The 18,684-nt window shown below is 49.8% G+C and carries 13 protein-coding genes; 2 read left to right on the top strand and 11 right to left on the bottom strand.

The genetic code is table 11. From position 1 onward, the window contains the following. The 7 genes from IT415_02120 to IT415_02090 all read right to left on the bottom strand — a co-directional run bounded on the left by IT415_02120 (nt 1) and on the right by IT415_02090 (nt 8,449). Nucleotides 1-1,152, bottom strand: coding sequence for a cysteine desulfurase (locus IT415_02120; protein ID MCC7543482.1), 1,152 nt, complete (start codon nt 1,150-1,152; stop codon nt 1-3). A gap of 4 nt (nt 1,153-1,156) precedes the next feature. Beyond that, nucleotides 1,157-1,975 (bottom strand): TatD family hydrolase, encoded by an 819-nt coding sequence (locus IT415_02115; GenBank protein ID MCC7543481.1) that lies wholly within the window; start codon nt 1,973-1,975, stop codon nt 1,157-1,159. Continuing rightward, nucleotides 1,966-2,379, bottom strand: coding sequence for a pyridoxamine 5'-phosphate oxidase family protein (locus tag IT415_02110; GenBank protein ID MCC7543480.1), 414 nt, complete (start codon nt 2,377-2,379; stop codon nt 1,966-1,968). The genes IT415_02115 and IT415_02110 overlap by 10 nt, the downstream gene beginning before the upstream one ends. A 3-nt stretch (nt 2,380-2,382) precedes the next feature. After that, nucleotides 2,383-3,822: a methionine--tRNA ligase gene (locus IT415_02105; GenBank protein MCC7543479.1), complete on the bottom strand. Its 1,440-nt coding sequence runs from the start codon at nt 3,820-3,822 to the stop codon at nt 2,383-2,385. Beyond that, complete coding sequence (locus IT415_02100) at nt 3,819-5,846, bottom strand: transglutaminase family protein (GenBank protein ID MCC7543478.1); 2,028 nt, start codon at nt 5,844-5,846, stop codon at nt 3,819-3,821. The genes IT415_02105 and IT415_02100 overlap by 4 nt, the downstream gene beginning before the upstream one ends. Nucleotides 5,847-6,253: 407 nt before the next feature. Next, entirely contained in the window at nt 6,254-7,075 is an 822-nt protein-coding gene (rsmA, locus tag IT415_02095; protein ID MCC7543477.1) for a ribosomal RNA small subunit methyltransferase A, read from the bottom strand. 12 nt (nt 7,076-7,087) lie between these two features. Next, nucleotides 7,088-8,449: a DUF348 domain-containing protein gene (locus IT415_02090; GenBank protein ID MCC7543476.1), complete on the bottom strand. Its 1,362-nt coding sequence runs from the start codon at nt 8,447-8,449 to the stop codon at nt 7,088-7,090. Between the two features lie 326 nt (nt 8,450-8,775). Between IT415_02090 and typA the strand changes: the two genes are divergently transcribed. After that, nucleotides 8,776-10,617 (top strand): translational GTPase TypA, encoded by a 1,842-nt coding sequence (gene typA, locus IT415_02085; protein MCC7543475.1) that lies wholly within the window; start codon nt 8,776-8,778, stop codon nt 10,615-10,617. A gap of 113 nt (nt 10,618-10,730) precedes the next feature. On the opposite strand, the gene IT415_02080 is transcribed toward typA, so the two are convergent. The 4 genes from IT415_02080 to IT415_02065 all read right to left on the bottom strand — a co-directional run bounded on the left by IT415_02080 (nt 10,731) and on the right by IT415_02065 (nt 17,630). Next, a complete protein-coding gene (locus IT415_02080; GenBank protein ID MCC7543474.1) occupies nt 10,731-11,240 on the bottom strand; it encodes a class E sortase in 510 nt (169 codons plus the stop codon). A 205-nt stretch (nt 11,241-11,445) separates the two neighbouring features. Further along, nucleotides 11,446-12,867: a hypothetical protein gene (locus tag IT415_02075; GenBank protein ID MCC7543473.1), complete on the bottom strand. Its 1,422-nt coding sequence runs from the start codon at nt 12,865-12,867 to the stop codon at nt 11,446-11,448. Nucleotides 12,868-12,916: 49 nt separating this feature from the next. Next, complete coding sequence (locus IT415_02070) at nt 12,917-15,328, bottom strand: hypothetical protein (GenBank protein ID MCC7543472.1); 2,412 nt, start codon at nt 15,326-15,328, stop codon at nt 12,917-12,919. A gap of 73 nt (nt 15,329-15,401) precedes the next feature. Beyond that, nucleotides 15,402-17,630, bottom strand: coding sequence for a UvrD-helicase domain-containing protein (locus IT415_02065; GenBank protein ID MCC7543471.1), 2,229 nt, complete (start codon nt 17,628-17,630; stop codon nt 15,402-15,404). 131 nt (nt 17,631-17,761) lie between these two features. Between IT415_02065 and IT415_02060 the strand changes: the two genes are divergently transcribed. Next, nucleotides 17,762-18,684, top strand: a 923-nt coding sequence (locus IT415_02060) for a hypothetical protein (GenBank protein MCC7543470.1), incomplete at its 3' end; no start/stop codon positions are given.

Raw genomic sequence — 18,684 nt, 5'->3', positions numbered from 1 at the left:
TTATTGTACGACTTTTTTGATAGCTTTGGCGAGCGCCGAAACAGCTGCCTCGGTTGTATCTCGCCCTAGTGTGATGCGTAGCGAACTCTGAGCTCGAGCTTCATCATAACCGAGACCGAGCAAAACCTGACTAGGCTCGCGAGATGACTCTGCACAAGCTGCGCCTGTTGCGACCGCAAAGCCGAGTGCGTCGAGGCGCAATACAAGATCTTCGCCATCTTGATCTGCAATGCTTACATTCAGCGTATTCGCCAGCTGGTTGCGATCACCGTTGCGACGAATGCCATTCATGACACGTAGTTTACTCCACAACTCATCACGTAAGGGTTCAAGCCGTTTGAGCTCGTCCTTGCGCATACGTTCGGCCTTCGTTAGCGCCGCCGCGAACCCTACAATAGCAGGTACATTTTCTGTCCCAGCTCGCAGGCCCCGCTCCTGCCCCCCACCGATAGTGTGGGGAGTAAGTGGTGTGCCGCTACGTACATACAGCGCAGCCGCGCCGTGTGGGCCATAGACCTTTGGCGAGCTCAATGTCATGAGGTCAACACCCAGCCGATCAACCCCGAGTGTCAGTAATCCAGCTGCTGCAGAGGCATCGGTATGCAAGATCAGCGGGGTCGTGATTCCGCGCGCAACACGTGTCTCGCGCAGCTTACGCACAAGCTTGGCGATCTCGCCGACTGGCTGAATTATCCCAACTTCACTGGTCACATACCCGATCGTGATCAATATTGTTTTGTCGGTTATCATCTTTTCTAGAGCGGCCACATCACACAAACCATGTTCGGTCAGCGGCAAGTCCTTACAGGCAAAGCCACTAGCGCGAACCACATCGGTCACTCGACGCACAGCCGCATGTTCGGTTGGCGCTACGAGCACTTCGGCTTGCTCTTCTCCACTGGCCGTAACCACACCAAAAATCGCCAGATTATCAGCTTCTGTAGCGGTACTCGTAAACACAATCTCGGTTTCGCGAGCGTTCAAAACCCGCGCGATATCCTTGCGTGCTCGGTCGAGCAATGACCGCGCGGCGCGCCCAACGGCGTGCAAACTAGCTGGGTTCCCAACCAATACTTCTGCCTCATGCATGGCACGTGCCGCATCAGGGTCGAGCGGGGTTGCTGCAGCATAATCAAAATAATAGCGAGCCATGTTATTAGTCGCCTATACCAAATAGTTCATGCGCATTTGCGGTTGTGAGACGCGCAATCTCAGCGACGTCGACCCCATGTAATGAACTAAGGAACTCGGCCACCGCCGGAAGATAAGCCGGTTCATTACGTTTACCACGATATGGAGCAGGCGCAAGAAACGGACAGTCCGTCTCGAGCAAGAGTCGCTCCATCGGTATGGCACGAGCTGCTATCAATTGAGCCTCATCTCTGGTAAATGTCATGATACCGTTAAGCCCAAAGTACATCTCCCCAGGATGAGCTAATGCACGTTGCACTTCTTCAGAATGGCCAGTAAAACTATGTATCACGCCACGCAACTTGGGATAATCATCCAGTACCCGAAAGAAATCATCCCACGCGTCACGCACATGGAAGACAACTGGCAGATTATGCTCCAGCGCTATTTCGACCTGCGAGCGCAACATATGCTCTTGCGGATCAATGGCCACTGAATTCTTAAAATAGTCCAGACCACACTCTCCGATCGCAATTACATCTTCGGCCATATCATGGATAAGGTCGAGCGCTTGATCACCGAGTCCAGCATCATGCGGGTGAATGCCGGCTGTGGCGTGCAAACGCACACCCGTACGTACGGCTGCCCATTGCTTGTCATTCGCTAATCGCAGAGCTGCGCGACTATCCTCAGGGGTCACACCGACGTTTATAATGTCTGTTACGCCTGATTCCTGCGCCCGCTCCAAGACATCTGCCATGTCTTCAAAGCCAACAGCGACACCTGTCGTGCCTTTGCGCGTCCGAAACTGTAAGTGGGCATGCGTATCGATAATCATTGCCATTTGACCTCATGAATACTTTCTCCATCCCGATAATCGGTCAATCGCGCCCACTTCGGGCGGACCACCACGTAGCGCTGATCTGGATTATGAGCAAACTTTGCTGAGAAAGGGTTACGCGCAATGTGCGTGGCTTTGATACGCTCTATTTCATCCACGCTAGCAATGCTGGCCTGTCCCTCGATCTGCACGCCTAGCTTAGGAGTCGCAAAAACCAGTGCTATACTTGGGTTTTTCTGCAGGTTTTGCATCTTTCGCGTATCTACTCCACTGCCAAAGTAAATCTCATTGCGGCTCAAATCAAAAGAGAACCCAACAGTTGCCGCCTGCGGTCGATCTCCCGCAATAGTTGCGACCGTCATGTGACTAAACTGATCGAGCAATCCAAAAATATCGTCGGTATTCACTACTTATTCCTCGATGCGCGGGAAGAGAATACCGATATCAGTATGCACTTCGCCATCTGCGAATATCTGGGCGACTTTTTCGGCCGTCTGCGGCAGTATTGGCGCGATTGCCTGGCCGAGATCAACTATTTGCGCCACCAGAGGGGCCAAGAATTGTACTGCGCTATCTTTATCAGTCTTAACCAATTCCCACGGCTTGTTTTGCTCGATCTGCGCATTCAATGTATCTAGTCGTTTCTGAAGGTCGGCACAAACGTTAGTAAAATCAGCCTCCGCGATAGATGAAGTATCGAAATGCTCGTCTATCTTCATATGATCGTATTTCCTATCATTGTAGTTCTTCAGCATACTCGCAACTCGTTGTACAAGGTTACCGAGACCATTTGCTAACTCACTCGCATAGACTGACTTAAAGCGCTCGGTCGAAAAATTCCCATCCGCCCCAAACGGAATCTCGCTCAAGAGATAGTAGCGCAGAGCATCATTGCCATATTGTTCTGCAAGCCCCACCGGGTCGATCGAATTCCCGAGGCTCTTCGAGATCTTCTCACCATCGATAGTCCAAAACCCGGATGCGATCACTCGCTTCGGCAGACCAACGCCCGCCGAGATCAACAATGCCGGCCAAATGATGCAGTGAAACTTGATAATATCCTTACCAACGATATGGGTGACATTGCTCCACCAATCTTCATAACCAGCCCCCGGGTACCCTGCTACCGTGAGGTAATTGATGAGTGCCTCCACCCAGACATAGATGCGCTGTGACTCATCGAATGGCAGGGTCAAGCCGATCTCTTGATTGGCGCGCGAGATAGAGATCGGCTCTAACCCACGCTCAATGAAGGCCAGCACTTCGTTGCGTCGTGATTCTGGCTGAATCTCAAATTCACCAGATCGAATCAGCTCCGTGAGCTTGTCAGCATACTTCGGCAAGTCGAAGAAGTAATTATCTTCCTTGACATTTTCGACTTCTTTTTTATGGATCGGACACTTGTCATCAACGAGCTCTTCGGACCTATAGAATGCCTCACAACGGAAGCAATATGGCCCCTCATAGATATCCTTCGTCACATCCCCTGCGGCATGTATTTTGTTGACCAAATCATCAACTGCCTGCTTGTGGCGAGGCTCACTGGTACGAATAAAATCATCATAGCTAATCTTGAGTGAATCCCATGTCTGCCTCCACTCAGCTGCGAGCTTATCAGTGTAGGTCGGTATATCGAGCCCGGCCTCTCGTGCAGCCTCGATAGTCTTCTTGGAATTTTCATCAGTCCCGGTAGAAAAACGCACATTTTCGGGCCCGATCTTGTTGCGCCAATAGCGCGCCAGTGTATCTGCAGCGATCGTCGAATAAGCATGCCCAATATGTGGCCGATCATTGATGTAGTAGATCGGCGTCGTGATAAGTATTTTCTTAGGATTTGTTTGCCTGGTCATGATTTTCTCTCGGTATACTGCTTCTCGGCCTCAAGGGTTTCGGGATTATGTTGAGCAGCTAGTGCTCGCTCCATTGTCTCACGTGCGAGTAGGTTAGCTCCGTTAGACAATTGTGTCCATCCATTCTCACGGAATTTCTTACGTCGATGGATGCTCAATTGTACCAAAATCAGGAGTATTATGCCAGCAATTACACACCATGCAAGTATTGCTGGCCACCACACGACAGTGCTTGTGGCCGCTCCATAGACGATGTCGCCGGTCTCGGTGTTTTGCACAAAGACGACTTGGATTGGACTCGAGAAACCCCTGCCAAATACAAACAATTCTGTATCTTGTTTCTGTAAAGGTGCCATCTTGCCGATCGCTACTCGTCTCGACCGACCGTCAGATTGTTTCAGCAGTACAGCGTAATTGTCACCGACAATATTTCCGGGTGCCGTAGTCGAGTATTTCACAAAGCTTATACCAGGCAAAACGACATATGTCGTCGCTGTCACCGAACCCTTCTCCTGCGCAACATTAATTGATGAGTCATAGGTAATAGTGGTCTGCTCATACTGATAATTCATATCGTTGCCATCTTGCATAACGGCCGCCGGCAGTGCATCCTGGCGACCCCAAATAGCAAACGTAAAGTGATCAAGATCGCTCTTACCGAAAATGTCGTACTTCTCCGCCCAAGTTGGATCGAGATTGATCCACCCAATCCCCGGTATATACGCCTCAACCCAACTGTGCAAGGAGTCTGCAACCGACTTTGATTGCTTCAGTGCGCCGGCATAGGCATAGCCGACCGGCATGCGTGCTGGAATCCCCTGACTACGCAGAAGCGCGATCATCAGGTCTGAGTACTCGAGGCACACCGCATTTCCCGGATTGCGAAGTGCGCGATAACTGCCCTGGCGGATATTGTATTTGATCTTTTCGTTATTATACGTCAAGGTATCGGCTGTAAGCTTGTGCAGTGCTCGCACGATCTCGACAACATTCGTCTTGCCAGCTACCGCCGTCTGGGCTCTAGTCTGTAAATCAATATCGTCGATCTGCCAAAACTTCGTCGAGCCAGTATAATCACGCAATAATTCGGCTGGGATGTCGGCCTTCACACCCCCTTTAGTCAAATCATAGGCTCGATACGTAACTTGCGCCGATATATCCGTGTGCACGGTGACTGTACCGCGAGCTGACACTTTGTAGTCTGCAAGGATATTCCCATCGGCATCAACACGTGTTGCGCTTGGCTGCGGATCAAGTCTATTGACGACTATCTTTTGCGTAGATGTATTCGGCGGGAGAGTGACGGTATAGGTTTGCTCGCGGTTCGTATTATTCTTAAGCGGGTAGGCAAAGTCCGCCTTATAGACGGTCATATCACCAAATATTAAGGTAAACGATCGATTCAATAGCTCGTTGGCATTCACAAAACGATACCGCACTTTGTCGCCATCACTTCCATCGATCTGCGGGGTTGGACCGGTCGAAATAAGCGTACCGAAGCTAGCTGGCACAGAAACCGTGACATTATAGTTTTCATTCTTGCCGATCTCAGCCAAGCTCGGCACATAGAAGGTCCGACTCGCCCCCTTGATATCCACCAGGCTAGAAGTCGTGTAAGACACCGAGAATGACTGAGTGGAGCCGCGCCCACTCGGCCAATCGGCAAATCGCAGATTGATTTCTTTGTATGGATAGCTATATCCGAGTGAGGTATTGGTCTTGTCGGTACTCGAAAATGGCAGCGCCGTACCGTCAGCATATCGCACCCCGAGTGCAGCCACGTCATTGGTTGGGGTATTTATCTGAAGTGACGCGAGCACGCGATTATCGGTGTTATTGGTGATGTTGTAGGTGGAAGTAACTCGTGTAGTACCGTCATCGTTTACTGAGTAGTTCATATCGATGGTATAGCTAAATTCACCTTCAGCCTGGGCTGGCTTGAGCTGCTGCCAAGCAAAACCTGCGAGCGCAACCCACAGAAAGATTGCGGTCAAGACCCGAAAGGAACGTGGTGAAAAGCGCATATGTTTCCATGATAGCATAAGCTGTATCTGGAAATTCGATTATAAAAACGACCAAGGCATGTTGTTTTGGTCGATATATTGGTTGCACCTATGAATGCGGGATGGCTGAGGTGGTACTATGTCAAGATTGCTCCCCTGCAAATGCGCCCGAACGTAGGCCTCCTGCTGCTTGGTCGACAACCCCCTAAAATGCTGCCTTCCTCCCACAATACTCGCTCAAGTTGCAAGACGTAACCCTGATGCGGGTCTGATCATTCGCCGCAACGGTTGCAGATCTGCACCCGCGTAAACCAAGCTGAATCCGATAACCACTGACGAAAATGTAGTCGACACAAAAGCGGCTTCTGTCGCTTATCGGGTTCTTGATTCATGATCCCCCTTGGGAGTGGCTCTGAGGCGAATATGTACTAGCTCGCTACTTGCAAAAGGCGCTGCCAATCATCAAGTGCGAGCTCTTGAGCACGTACTGTATCAGCTAGACCGGCTTTCTTCAAGAGTTCGAGCGCCTCAGTAGGCGATATATGCAACCCTGCCGCGAGTGTATTTTTAAGCTGTTTACGCTTCTGCGAGAAGCCGATTTTTACCAAGCGCATGTAAGACTTCTCGTCCACATCGAGTGTTAAGCCACCTTTTCGATCGGAGACATCGACGTGCACGACTGCCGAATCGACTTTTGGCGCTGGATAAAATGCGTCAGCCGGCACGATGCGCACGATCCGTGCCTTACCGTGTAACTGTGTCGCGACCGAGAGAATGCTCATATTTCCTGGTCGTGCGCACATCCGCTCAGCCACCTCACGCTGCACCAAGAGTGTCACAGATTTTGGCGCGGGTAGGGAAGTGAGCAATTTCCGAATCAAGATACCTGAAATCGAGTAGGGGATATTAGCAACAACTTTGTAGGGGAGTGCGGTCCCCCGCCGGGGGAGAGGACTAGCCATGACATCCCCTCGTATTATTTCTACATTTGGAACGCACTGAGATTCGATGAGGTTGGCCAGCTGATCATCAAGCTCGTATGCTTGCACCTGCCCTGCTCGCTGCGCCAAGGCACTCGTCAGTACTCCTGGCCCCGGCCCTACTTCAATGATGGTGTCACCCCTGCCCACATCAGCCGCCTCAAGCATGTCTTCGACGACCGTCTCATCGAGAAGAAAATGCTGACCTTTCGACTTGTCCGGTCGAATATTATACGTTGTCAGTAACTGTTTGAGATGTTGCGCCAACATAATTATGAAGAATTAGCGAATAAACCTACCGCATACCGGCCATGGCTGTGCGCCGCGCTTCATGTAGCCCCGTAACGCAACTGCATCTTGTTCTTCCGGGCTTGCCTGGCTTGGCTTGATCGCAGGGTTCCCCCCATATGCTTTCCAAAAATCAAGATTCATTTGATAGGCCCCATAGTATCCATTTCCGGTGTCAGTATTATATCGCCCACCAGCCTCACAAAAGCGCAACTGAGCCCATTGTTCAGCAGTCGGCATCCCAGAACGAGGACGCGACCCACGAACTTCAACGCGGTCAATTGCAGCCGTAATGACGATCGAGTCTAGAACCGTGCGCTTGGTCTCCACGCCATTATTCTTTTCGATCAAATACGTGACCTGCTTGCGCCCAGCTACACCTTCACGCTGCACACTGACCTGTCCGGCATCCTTATTTGCATCATAGATCACCTGTGTTGTCGGGCTAACATCTTCGATAGTGGTCAGGGTCTCTTGGCTGATTTTTGCAAGTACAATACGCATACCGCGCACGATCGGAGCTTGCGGGTCTATTCCCTGCAAGTCACCTGGCTCATATTCAATCCCCTTGTCGGCCAGTAAGTCGCTAACTGTCTTGCTATTCGTTCGAACATTTACCACCTGCCCATTGACGATCAACTGTACCGGCAATGCGCGATCGATTGTCACTTTGTAACCCAGTGAGCGTGAGTCCTTAAAGTCCTGCACCTGTGAAAGCTCAGCCTTATCCTCCGGGTATAATGTAACGCCTGCCGCTGCAGCAATCTTGCGTGCTGAGCGATAGCCAGTCACGATCTGGATCATACGCCCGCCATCTTCGACCACTGCCGGCAATGCACGATAGACATTGATGTTGTAGTTCGGTTGATCAACCACCGTCTCGGCACCTGGCTCGACGATATCACCAGCCTTGAGATCTACGCCATTTTCCTGCAGAATATCTTTGACTGTCGCAGCACTCGACACCACAGCACGTCGTTTGCCATCGACATAGAGCTGCACGACGCGCTTTTCATCTGCAAATACACGAAAGCTGTGGCGTGTCTGAGATGTCAACGCAAACGCCAGGGCAATAATCGTAATCGTCGCTGCAATACCAGCCATCCCACGCTCCACACCAGCTTCATCGAGTATATGTGGAGTCCGTTTCAGGAGATGAGTCAAGGTGTGTTTCACCCGATCATACACGTGCTGATGTGGAGAAATTTGCGATACAGTAAAACTATGACCAGCAGTCAACGCCTGGCCTTCCAGTTCCCCCTCCCTGAATGCGTGTTTCCGTCGCCCAATCAACCTATTGATCGTACGCCAGACGGATCGGACGCGTTCGGAATTACGAATAATCACCTCGTTCATTAATGGAATTACTGGACTTGGTAGGTATTATTTTGGCACCACCGTAGACAGGCTTGCCAAAAACTTTTGTCTTACCTACTAGTATACTCGAATTATTGCCACAACAAACGCCTTTAAAATCGAGTCGGGCAATATTCTACGCTTTCAAACCGCTCACGTCAAGATTGCCACAAGTACAAAGTAGACATTCATTTTGCTTTATGGTATTGTATATTTCGAATAAAAGTAAGCCCGTCGGGCTATGAAACACGCCCCGGGCTTTTATTGTGCTCAAAAAACAGTAACATGCCTGACCCATAATCTCATTATCAAAAACAAGGAAATATATGAAACACGACGCCCCTCACATTCGCAACATCGCCATCGTCGCTCACGTCGACCACGGCAAAACAACCCTCGTCGACGGACTCTTGAAGCAATCACGCGTTTTTCGTGATAACCAAGCCGAAATGAGCCAGACGACCATCCTTGACTCGGGCGATCTCGAGCGCGAACGAGGCATCACGATTACCGCCAAGGCAACCGCTGTCGAGTACACCAAAGCTGGCGAAGATTATAAAATCAACATCATCGACACGCCAGGTCACGCTGACTTCTCTGGCGAAGTCGAACGTACACTCTCGATGGCTGACGGCATCATTCTTGTCGTCGATGCTCAAGAAGGCCCTATGCCACAGACTAAGTTTGTATTGACGCGCGCACTCAAACTCGGTCTCAAGCCAGTAGTTGTAATTAATAAGGTCGACAAAGATGGCTCACGCGTACAAGAAGTCGAAGACGAAGTCGGTCATCTTTTCCTAGACCTTGCGATTAGCGACGATCAGCTCGAATACCGGACATATTACGCCATTGGCCGTGAAGGGAAGGCTTGGGATGCGATTCCGGCAAACCCTGCCAGCGCCGAAGGTGACTTCACGCCGATCTTTGAAGCTATCATCGATCATATACCAGCCCCACGGGTCGAGGCAGACAGGCCATTTCAAATGCTCGTTACCTCACTCGCTTGGGATTCATACCAAGGTAAGTACGCTATCGGCCGCATCCGGCGTGGCCACATAAACGTTGGTGATGCCATCACGCGCATCACGACCCAAGGCAAAGAGCTCAAGGCAAAAGTTGATAAAATTTTCGTTTCCGAAGGTCTCGGCAAGGCTGAAATCACAGAAGCCGACGCCGGCGAAATCGTTCATATCACCGGAGTAACTGACGCACAGATCGGTGAGACCCTGGCTGACGCCGACTCTCCTGAAGCCCTACCTGTGATGGAGATCGAGGCTCCTACCCTACAAATCACAATCGGCCCAAATTCTTCCCCATTCGCCGGACAAGAGGGTAAGTACACTACGTCTCGTCAAATCGCTGCCCGGCTCGAGAAAGAACTCGAGACTAATGTCAGCCTGCGCGTAGAAGCAAAAGACACCACCTTCCTCGTCTCCGGTCGTGGTGAGCTCCACCTTTCAGTCCTCATCGAAACGTTGCGTCGTGAAGGTTTCGAACTCGAAGTCGGCCGCCCGACCGTCGTCTACAAAGAAGAAGACGACCAGAAGCTAGAACCAGTCGAAGAGCTCATGATCGAGGTCTCCGATGAGTTTACCGGCGCGATTACCGGCGAGCTCGGTCAGCGCCGCGCCACACTCATAAGTATGGAGCCAACTAGCAAAGGCGTCACCGAGTTAGTCTTTAACCTCCCAACCCGCGCCCTACTGGGCTTACGTAACATTTTGCTCACCGCCACCAAGGGCACCGTCATTATGAATAGCCTCTTGATCGGCTACGAACCAGTAGGCGCACCACTTCAAAAGCTCCGTAATGGCGTCCTTATTTCTGCCGAAACCGGCACTGCGATCACCTACTCACTCAAGACTGTTGAGGAGCGTGGTACTGCGTTTATTGGACCAGGCACCAAAGTCTACGAGGGCATGGTCATCGGCCTGAATCGTCGCAGTGACGACATGGAGATCAATGTTTGTAAGGAAAAGAAGCTGACAAATGTCCGCGCTTCCAGTACCGACATGACCACCCAGCTCACCCCATTCACTGAGCTTTCGCTTGAAGAAGCGCTAGACTTTATCGAAAATGACGAGCTGCTAGAAGTTACGCCAGAATCAATCCGCATTCGCAAGCGTGGCCTCAAGGCACACGAACGCAAAAAGCTCGCGAAGCAATAAAAAGCCCACCCCCAAGACGGGGATGAGTATATATCAGTCGTCGCTAGTCGACAACCACAAGCCGTGAGCAGAGATTTGTATATTATATCACCATATTGGATATTTTGCAATATTCATATTTTATCTGATAGGTTTGCCTCTATCACTACTCGCCCATCTGCAGACCCGCCAAGTGAGCAAGTATACAGGGTCAATTTTGCCTCCTCAGACGGTGCTTCAATCCCAATGGCATTCGGCAGCACGGTATAGGTCTTGCTAATCTTATATGTATACCATTCGTCATCCCAAAAGACGCGTATTGTATCGCCAATTCGTAGTTTATCAACGTTATAAAACGGGGAGTTGATTATTGTCTGAACTGGCGTCACTCCGATCTTGAATCGATGCGCAGAGAGAATAAAGTTGCCGCCCTTTTCGGGGTTGCCACGTTCTGGCCACCGATGCCATACTCCTTTATCAAGCGAGTCTTCTCCCCCCTCATACAACGGCACTTCCAAGCCGATTCTTTCGATTTGTATTCTATCTCGATTATCAGACTGGTCATCTGATTTATCCAGATCGATAGACGTATTCGTTATTATATCGAGCAACGGGTTCGCTGGAGCGGTCGTCAAGAGCAGCATATATCCACCAATCATAGCAAAGAGAAGCGCGGAGAATGGCAAAAAAACGGTCACAGCCGATGCATGACTCCTCGGCTTCCGGCTATGTAATCTCGGCTCCATCATTGTCTATGTTTTATCCTAGCTCAGAGCGGAACACAGATCAAATGGGGCTTTGAGTACTATTATCATCAGGGTTCTATACATTCAGCCAGCTTGAAAATATCTACCGTTTCTGGCGCCGAAGAGCAAATATGCTTCCCACAAGACCTAAAGTAATACTCAATATCGATACAATAAGTATCCACCGTGTATTTTCCCCCGTGTCAGCCAAAGATTCGGCCTGGCTGCTACCCTGTGAACCCTCTCCACCGCCTTGCTGATTTCCACCGCCTTGCTGTGAAACTTCATCATACTCATATGCTCCTATGTCGTAGCCACTGTGCTGTGGGCGAGCCACACCTCTCTGATCATCCGTCAGGCCAGCGATCGTTGCGCCAGCATCAATCGCTGGTGAACCAAATAGCAATGCCCTAGTTGGTGTGAAGCCTCCATTGTCTTGGAGCGGGCCGAGTGTGGTCAGAAGATTACTGACATTCTCTTGATCGCCACTACCTACGAGATTGCAGCTACTATCATCAGACAAGTTATTACCCTGGGAAGCAAACGTAATCGTCTCACTGCCTCCGCTCGCCGCATTCTGCCCTGCACAATTGACAATGCCAGATCCTGTATTATTACCTGCTATAAGCACGTTTTGGAAGTTTACGGTCGTGGCCGCGCTCAGGCCAACATTGGCAGAAGATGAGGCGAAGACTCCTGATGCCGGCAATACACCTATGCCATTACCTGCAATAGTTGTGTTAATGAGGCTAATGGTCGCATTTGCATTCGTCACACTTTCTGCGTTAGACATAATATACACGCCTATGCCGGTTGAAACGCTTGGTAGGAGTGTGCTATTTCTCACAGTAGTATTCACATTACCAGTCCTTGTCATTGTGACTATACCTCCGGACATACCTATCTGCCCTGCCGTCATATCTGAAGCAGTATAACCCTCGACTGTGCTGGTAAGTGTACTGATCGAGCCTTCTGCTTCAAAAAAGTACAACCCTGGACCAACTGAATCATGTACGTACAGCCCATTAATGATGACCGACATATCCGTATCATCCGATGTTACAAAGCTAGTAGCAGTCTCGGAAGCTACGCCAAAAATCTCAATTGCTATCATGTTGACGTTACAGTTTTGCGCCGCTACCGCTGCTCGCCCCAAATAACCTGGGTCAGTCGTGTCGCGGATGACCAGTTGACTCAGAGACATATTAAACTGCGTACCAGCACCGCCATCGCAAAACAGTCCGCTGTACGTACCTAGTCCATCTAATATCGATGTGCCTGGTCCAGCACCAATAAAACTAATATTACTTGAAACAACATTATTCGTACCAAAGCTCCAAGTGCCCGCGGGGATATTTATGATATCATCTCCCGCGCCAGCTGTGCAGTTGACAGATCCAGACTGGTCATCATTATTCGCATTAGTAATCGCATCATCGATCGAACAGCTTCCATTAAGCGTGATAGTGGCTGCGCTGGCTCTTGCTGGGTATAAGCAGCAGGCTACCACCGTAATAAATATCATGCATAGTATTTGCTTTATGATTTTATTATTTTTCAAGACTATGTCCTTCTCATTGATTTTTTTGCATCTTTCTGCGAACAGCCGGGGTCGCCCCCATAGATACCGCTGCACCGAACAAACACAAGACCGCAATAGCGAGCATCAGTGAAAGATTATCGCCCGTATCTGCGAGTGTCCCGCCCAATGCCGTGAGAGTCACGGCAGTCGATGTATAGTTAACCCGAAAATCTAGCCCCTCTGTACTTACCTTTGAGCCATCTGGAAGACCAGCGAAAGTACCGCTTACAGCTACGCCCTGAATGATCGTAAATACGGTTCCAACTTCTGGCGTATAACCAGGGTCAACCTGCAAAGTCGCATTATTGATATTGACAGTCCCACTGGCATTTAATCTATCATAATCCGTACATGCTGTGGGGCCGTTTAATTCTGCACTAAATGCGAGATTACTTGAGAGGGTTACATCCCCATCTGGATCTATGCATCCTGGGCTATTCCCCGGAGCGACTACTCCATTCGTGCCGATGAGATTTCCTATGACGCCACTACCACCCAGTGTACCGCCTGTCACTGTGTAGTCAGAAAACTGACCAGAGGAATCAGAAAAATTCAGCAACAGCTTGCCCTCCGAAACACGATATATTGAAAAGTCATCATCAAGGGTTTCGTTCGTGCCAGTGAGAGTCCAGGCACCGGTCCCTACCTTGTCAATCTCTCCCTCGTCAGAGGTGATCGTACCGCTAAATGTGCCGTTTTCGTTATCTGCACCAACAGATATTATTGGTGTATTGAGTCCAAGGCTAAAAGTACCATCTCCAACTATCGTCCCAACTGTATCCGAAATAGACGCTGGTATGTAGAAGGTAGCTGTGCCAGTTTCGTTGTTGAGAGTGATTGTAGCATCGTCAGCCACGTTATTATCCTCGGTTAACTCTAGAAATCCATATGTAGAACCACCATTAATCGTAACGTCACCAGGAATAGTAATTGCATTACTTGTCTTTGAGGCGATAACTAGAGACGCATCAATTGTAGTTGAACCTGAATAATCATTACTCGAAGTACCAAAATGCTCAAAGCCTGTGGCATTACCCAACGAATAGTTACTAATATAGCTTAGGTCTCCTGTACCTGTAATGTTGCCGCTCAGCAGCAAGGTATCACCATCGCCGCCCCAGTTAGCCAAAGTCGCATCGCCGCCAAGTGTAATCTCGGCGGTAAGTTCTGGGCTACCTGACTCAACATAGATTGCCCCATCGCCATCAGCCGCTCCTGGGCCCGTTATGGTTATTAACTCATTGATCGTGAGACTCCCGTCAATTGCTAAACTGCTGCCGTCTTCGATAATGGTTTCGCCAATATCAGAGCCAAGCGCATCAGGATCAGTGACAAGAATAACCGCACCATTTATTGCATCGATTGAACCATCATAGCTGGCATTGGACGAATTGAGTTCTAGATACACATTGTCTACCGTTATTTCTCCAGCTGGGCTATCGAATATAGTGCCAGAGCTGTGCGTTATAGATTGCGTACCCAACAAGCCAGTACCCTCAAATAGTAAAGAACCGCCGGTAAAGCTTATGTCACCCGTAAGATCAAGGTCAATCTCGTTCTGTACCTTAATTTCTCCACTGCCACCAACTATAATGCTACCGCTGATGCTAGAACCAACTGCAGCTCCAACAGTTCCTGGTGAACCTGTTCCATCTATAAAGCCAATGTTATCAGCCAAGGTACCAGCTGCGTTAAGGGCTAACCAGCCACTTCCATAAATTGAAATCGTGTCTCCCCCCGAATAAGCACCGGTGCATTCATCTGCACCACAATCGAGAATCGCTCCGGTATTTATAGTAATACCTGTTTTACTGAAAGTGTTAGTGTTCGTTAATATTAAATCGCTATCAGGACCGACCACAAAATTACCGGTAGTACCACTGATTATTCCCGACACTTCTAATTCTACTACTGCACCTGCGCTGAAGTTCATATCCCCATCACTAAATGCCAAAATAAGTCCACCACCTATTTCATTTTCACTACCAGAGTACGCAATCGCCTTGGATTCGCTAGCTGTAATAGTGGTATCAATGTTGTGGTTATTGAGATTACCTGAAAAGATGATTACATTTGGGGCTCCGCCTGTTAGATTAATGGCATTGCCACTAGTAGTATAGTTATCACCAGAGTAGATGATTGAGTCTAGATTCAAGACGCCAATATCATTAGAGTTTATTTTGTTGCCAGCGCCATTCGGGAAGATTAACGTATCACCGCTATCTGGCACCCCACCATTATCACAGCCAGTCCAGTTATCACCGTTACTCCAACTCCCACTTTCACTCCCGTCCCAGGTACAGGTGTCTGCCGCGGCTAGGGCGGTAGGTGTGGTGATCAGTACCCCCCAGACCGAAACAATTATTGAAAGGACCAGTCTTGCTAACTTATCGGAATCTAACACGTTCAGGTTTCTTTGCTCGATTAATAGTTACGTTTATTATCTCCGGATGATACCAATTATGCAAATAATAACCTTATGTGAGCTTACGCAAAGGTGCAAAGCCGATATTGAGCCGCTTGATGCCGGCTTTTTCAAACAGTATCTGCACATCATCTTCTTCAATATCCAATACAGTTCCGATCCCGAAGGTCGAGTGCTCAACCTTGTCGCCCTTATTCAATTCTGGAGTCGATGGAATATCGTCCGGAAACGGATCGTCAAGTCGCTGCCCGGCCGGGACTACCGGCGCCATGCCAGATTGACGCCAGGACTGATTGCCGAATACTCCTGCACCGAGGCGAACCGACGTATTGATAAGCCCGGCTTCCGAATACTCGGCGGGAATCTCCATCACAAAGCGTGAGATTGGATTGTGCTGTGTCGACCCATAGAGCAGGCGCATCGTCGCATGCACGAGATAGAGTCGCTCACGCGCTCGTGTCATACCCACATAACACAGTCGGCGTTCTTCCTCGAGCTCCGTCGGCTCAAACATAGTGCGCGAATGCGGAAAAATTCCCTCCTCCATACCGATCATGAAGACTGCCTTAAACTCCAAGCCTTTCGCTGCATGCAAGGTCATCAGTGTCACTGCATCATTGGTGTTCTCCCACGTATCGAGATCTGTGACTAAGGAAATATCTGAGAGAAACTCCTCAAGAGCAGTCGTACCGAAACCTTTTGCTACACCCAAAAATTCCTGCACGTTTTCGAGCCGATCGGCACCGGTTAGTGCGCCTTTGTTTTCTTTCTCGATCGCGTCGAGATACCCTGATTTTTTCACAATTAGCTCCGCCAGCTCGGCAACTGGTAGGCGCTCGGCCGACTCGCGAAAGTCTGCAATGAGGACTGCAAAGTCCGCAAAAGCCACTTTCGCCTTGGGAGTGAGGCCCGCAACATCGTCTGTCCGCCTGCAAGCTTCGAGCAAATCGAGTCCATGCGCCATCGCATAATCGCTCATGACAGCCAAACTCCTATCACCGAGTCCGCGCGCTGGCACATTGACGATTCGTCGCCAGCTCACGCTGTCCTGCGGATTTGCGACGAAGCGCAAATAGGCTAGCGTATCCTTGATCTCTTTACGCTCATAGAAACGTACGCCACCGACGATTTGATACGGCGTATTGTAGCGAAGAAACGACTCTTCGAGCGAACGAGATTGGGCATTCGTCCGATACAGCACGGCACAATCTGAATATTTATATCCCTGGTCACTCACCAGCCGATCAATGGTCTGAATCACGAATTGACCCTCAGCAAGCTCATCACTCACCTGCTGGATCACGATCTTCTCGCCATCCCCCTTCTCGGTGAAGAGCTGTTTATCCGTCCGAATGGTATTCTTTGTAATCACTGAGTGAGCGGCGTCGAGGATATGCTGGGTACTACGATAGTTTTGCTCAAGCTTGATGACTTTGGCATCCGGATAATCGGACTCGAAGTTGAGGATATTCTCATAATTTGCTCCGCGCCATGAGTAGATCGACTGCCAGTCATCCCCCACTACGCAGATATTTCGTCGCCCTTCAGCCAAGAGTTGCACGAGCTGATACTGGGCGTGATTCGTGTCCTGATACTCATCGACGAGAATGTACTGAAACTGCTCTTGGTAGCGCTTCAAGACTTCAGGATTTTCCTCGAAGAGTCGCACTACGAGCATGATGATATCATCGAAGTCCACCGCGCCGCTGGCTTTGAGTCGCTTCTGGTATTCAGGATAAATCATAGCTGCAGTTTCTTGAGCTCGTCCTTGCGCCAGCTTGGCATATTGGCCAGGCAACAAGAGTTCATTCTTGGCGCTCGAAATTAAATTGCGCATTGATTGCGGTGAAAAGACTTTTTCCTCGATCCCGAGATCTTTACAAACCAGCTTCACCACCGCCTGAGTATCGGCTTCATCGTAGATCGCAAAGCTCGTCGGGTAGCCTAGATGCATCGCCTCGCGCCGCAAGATTCGGACTGCGATCGAGTGAAATGTCCCAAGAAACGGCAAAAACATCCGATCTTCGGCGTCTCGCCCCAACAGTCCGTTGATACGCACTCGCATCTCAGTAGCAGCTTTGTTCGTAAAAGTCACCGCCAAGATTGCGCTCGGATGCACTTTCTTGACGTCCACGAGGTAGGCAATACGATGCGTCAGTGTCTTGGTTTTACCAGAACCAGCTCCCGCCAGCATCAAAACTGGCCCGTCGGTAGTCAAGACACCCTCACGCTGCCCGTCATTAAGATCTTGAAGTAATGGATGGTTGGCGTCTTTGGTCATGTCATATCATTTTAACCTACTCAAGCATAAGCCGAAAGTACCACGAAAATAGTTATGCTTTAAATACACGCGGGATGACTCACGCACGGGCTTTTACCTAAGAATCATTAGCGGTATACTGAAAGGTAATTATGCCTCCAGCTAGCCCACAGTCAAATGATGCTCAGAAGCCAGTCAATCCAGCTGCGCCTACGACTCCGGCAAACCCATCTGGCACTGCGAAGCCCGGCGAACAACCAGCCACCATTCCGAATCCAAAGCTTCAAAAGATCTATGGTACACCCTCGCTTGACCCCGGCGCGAGCGGTCCAAAGCCGTTTACCAAGAAGCTCATTCTAGTCGGCTTAGTTGGTGCAATCATTATCGTGCTATTCGTTGCGGTGCCAGCCATCCTATTGTCTACAAATAAGAAAAAAGTGCTCCCCACAGAGAGTGTAAGCCCAAGCATCACAACACGCCCCAGTGTCGATGCAAGCGCAAGAACTGACATCAGTCAGCGCTTCTTCCTCCGTCCGCCTGGCGCCAAAGCCATTGCCTACGATATTGGCTTGACCGTACCCGTATCATGGGAGGCACGCTTCTCTACGCAGCCAACCGGTGCCTATGCCTGGACAGACACCTACCTACTCGTCGCACTGCTGTCAAAGTTTTCCGCCCTATCTTCGACCAATCTCAATACGCCATCCAATAACTATCTTGCCCTGATTGATTCAACCGAATGGATGGGTACGAATCGTGGCCCCATAAGCCTCTCGCCAGAACAAAAACGCGCCTCAGTCAATGCGCTCAATAGCGTAAATGATGGCAACCCCGGTAGTGCTGCGGGCGCACAAAGTCTACTGCTGTCAAACGATCCTGGTGGTAGACAATTTGTACAGCCGATTATTACTCAAGATCAAAAACTACGCGGCATCACTTACCTCACACTTACCAAGGACGGTGAGTACCAACCTCGCCAAATCGTGATGCTCAGCGGTAGCATATCTGGTCGTCAGGTACTGCTTTTTGGTAACTATGAGGTGCGCGACCATTATTGGGCCGAGCTTTCAAATCT

The organism is bacterium, from assembly GCA_020854115.1.
In the GTDB taxonomy this organism is placed as follows: Bacteria; Patescibacteriota; Saccharimonadia; order CAILAD01.
This window is presented reverse-complemented; position numbering and strand designations above follow the sequence as displayed.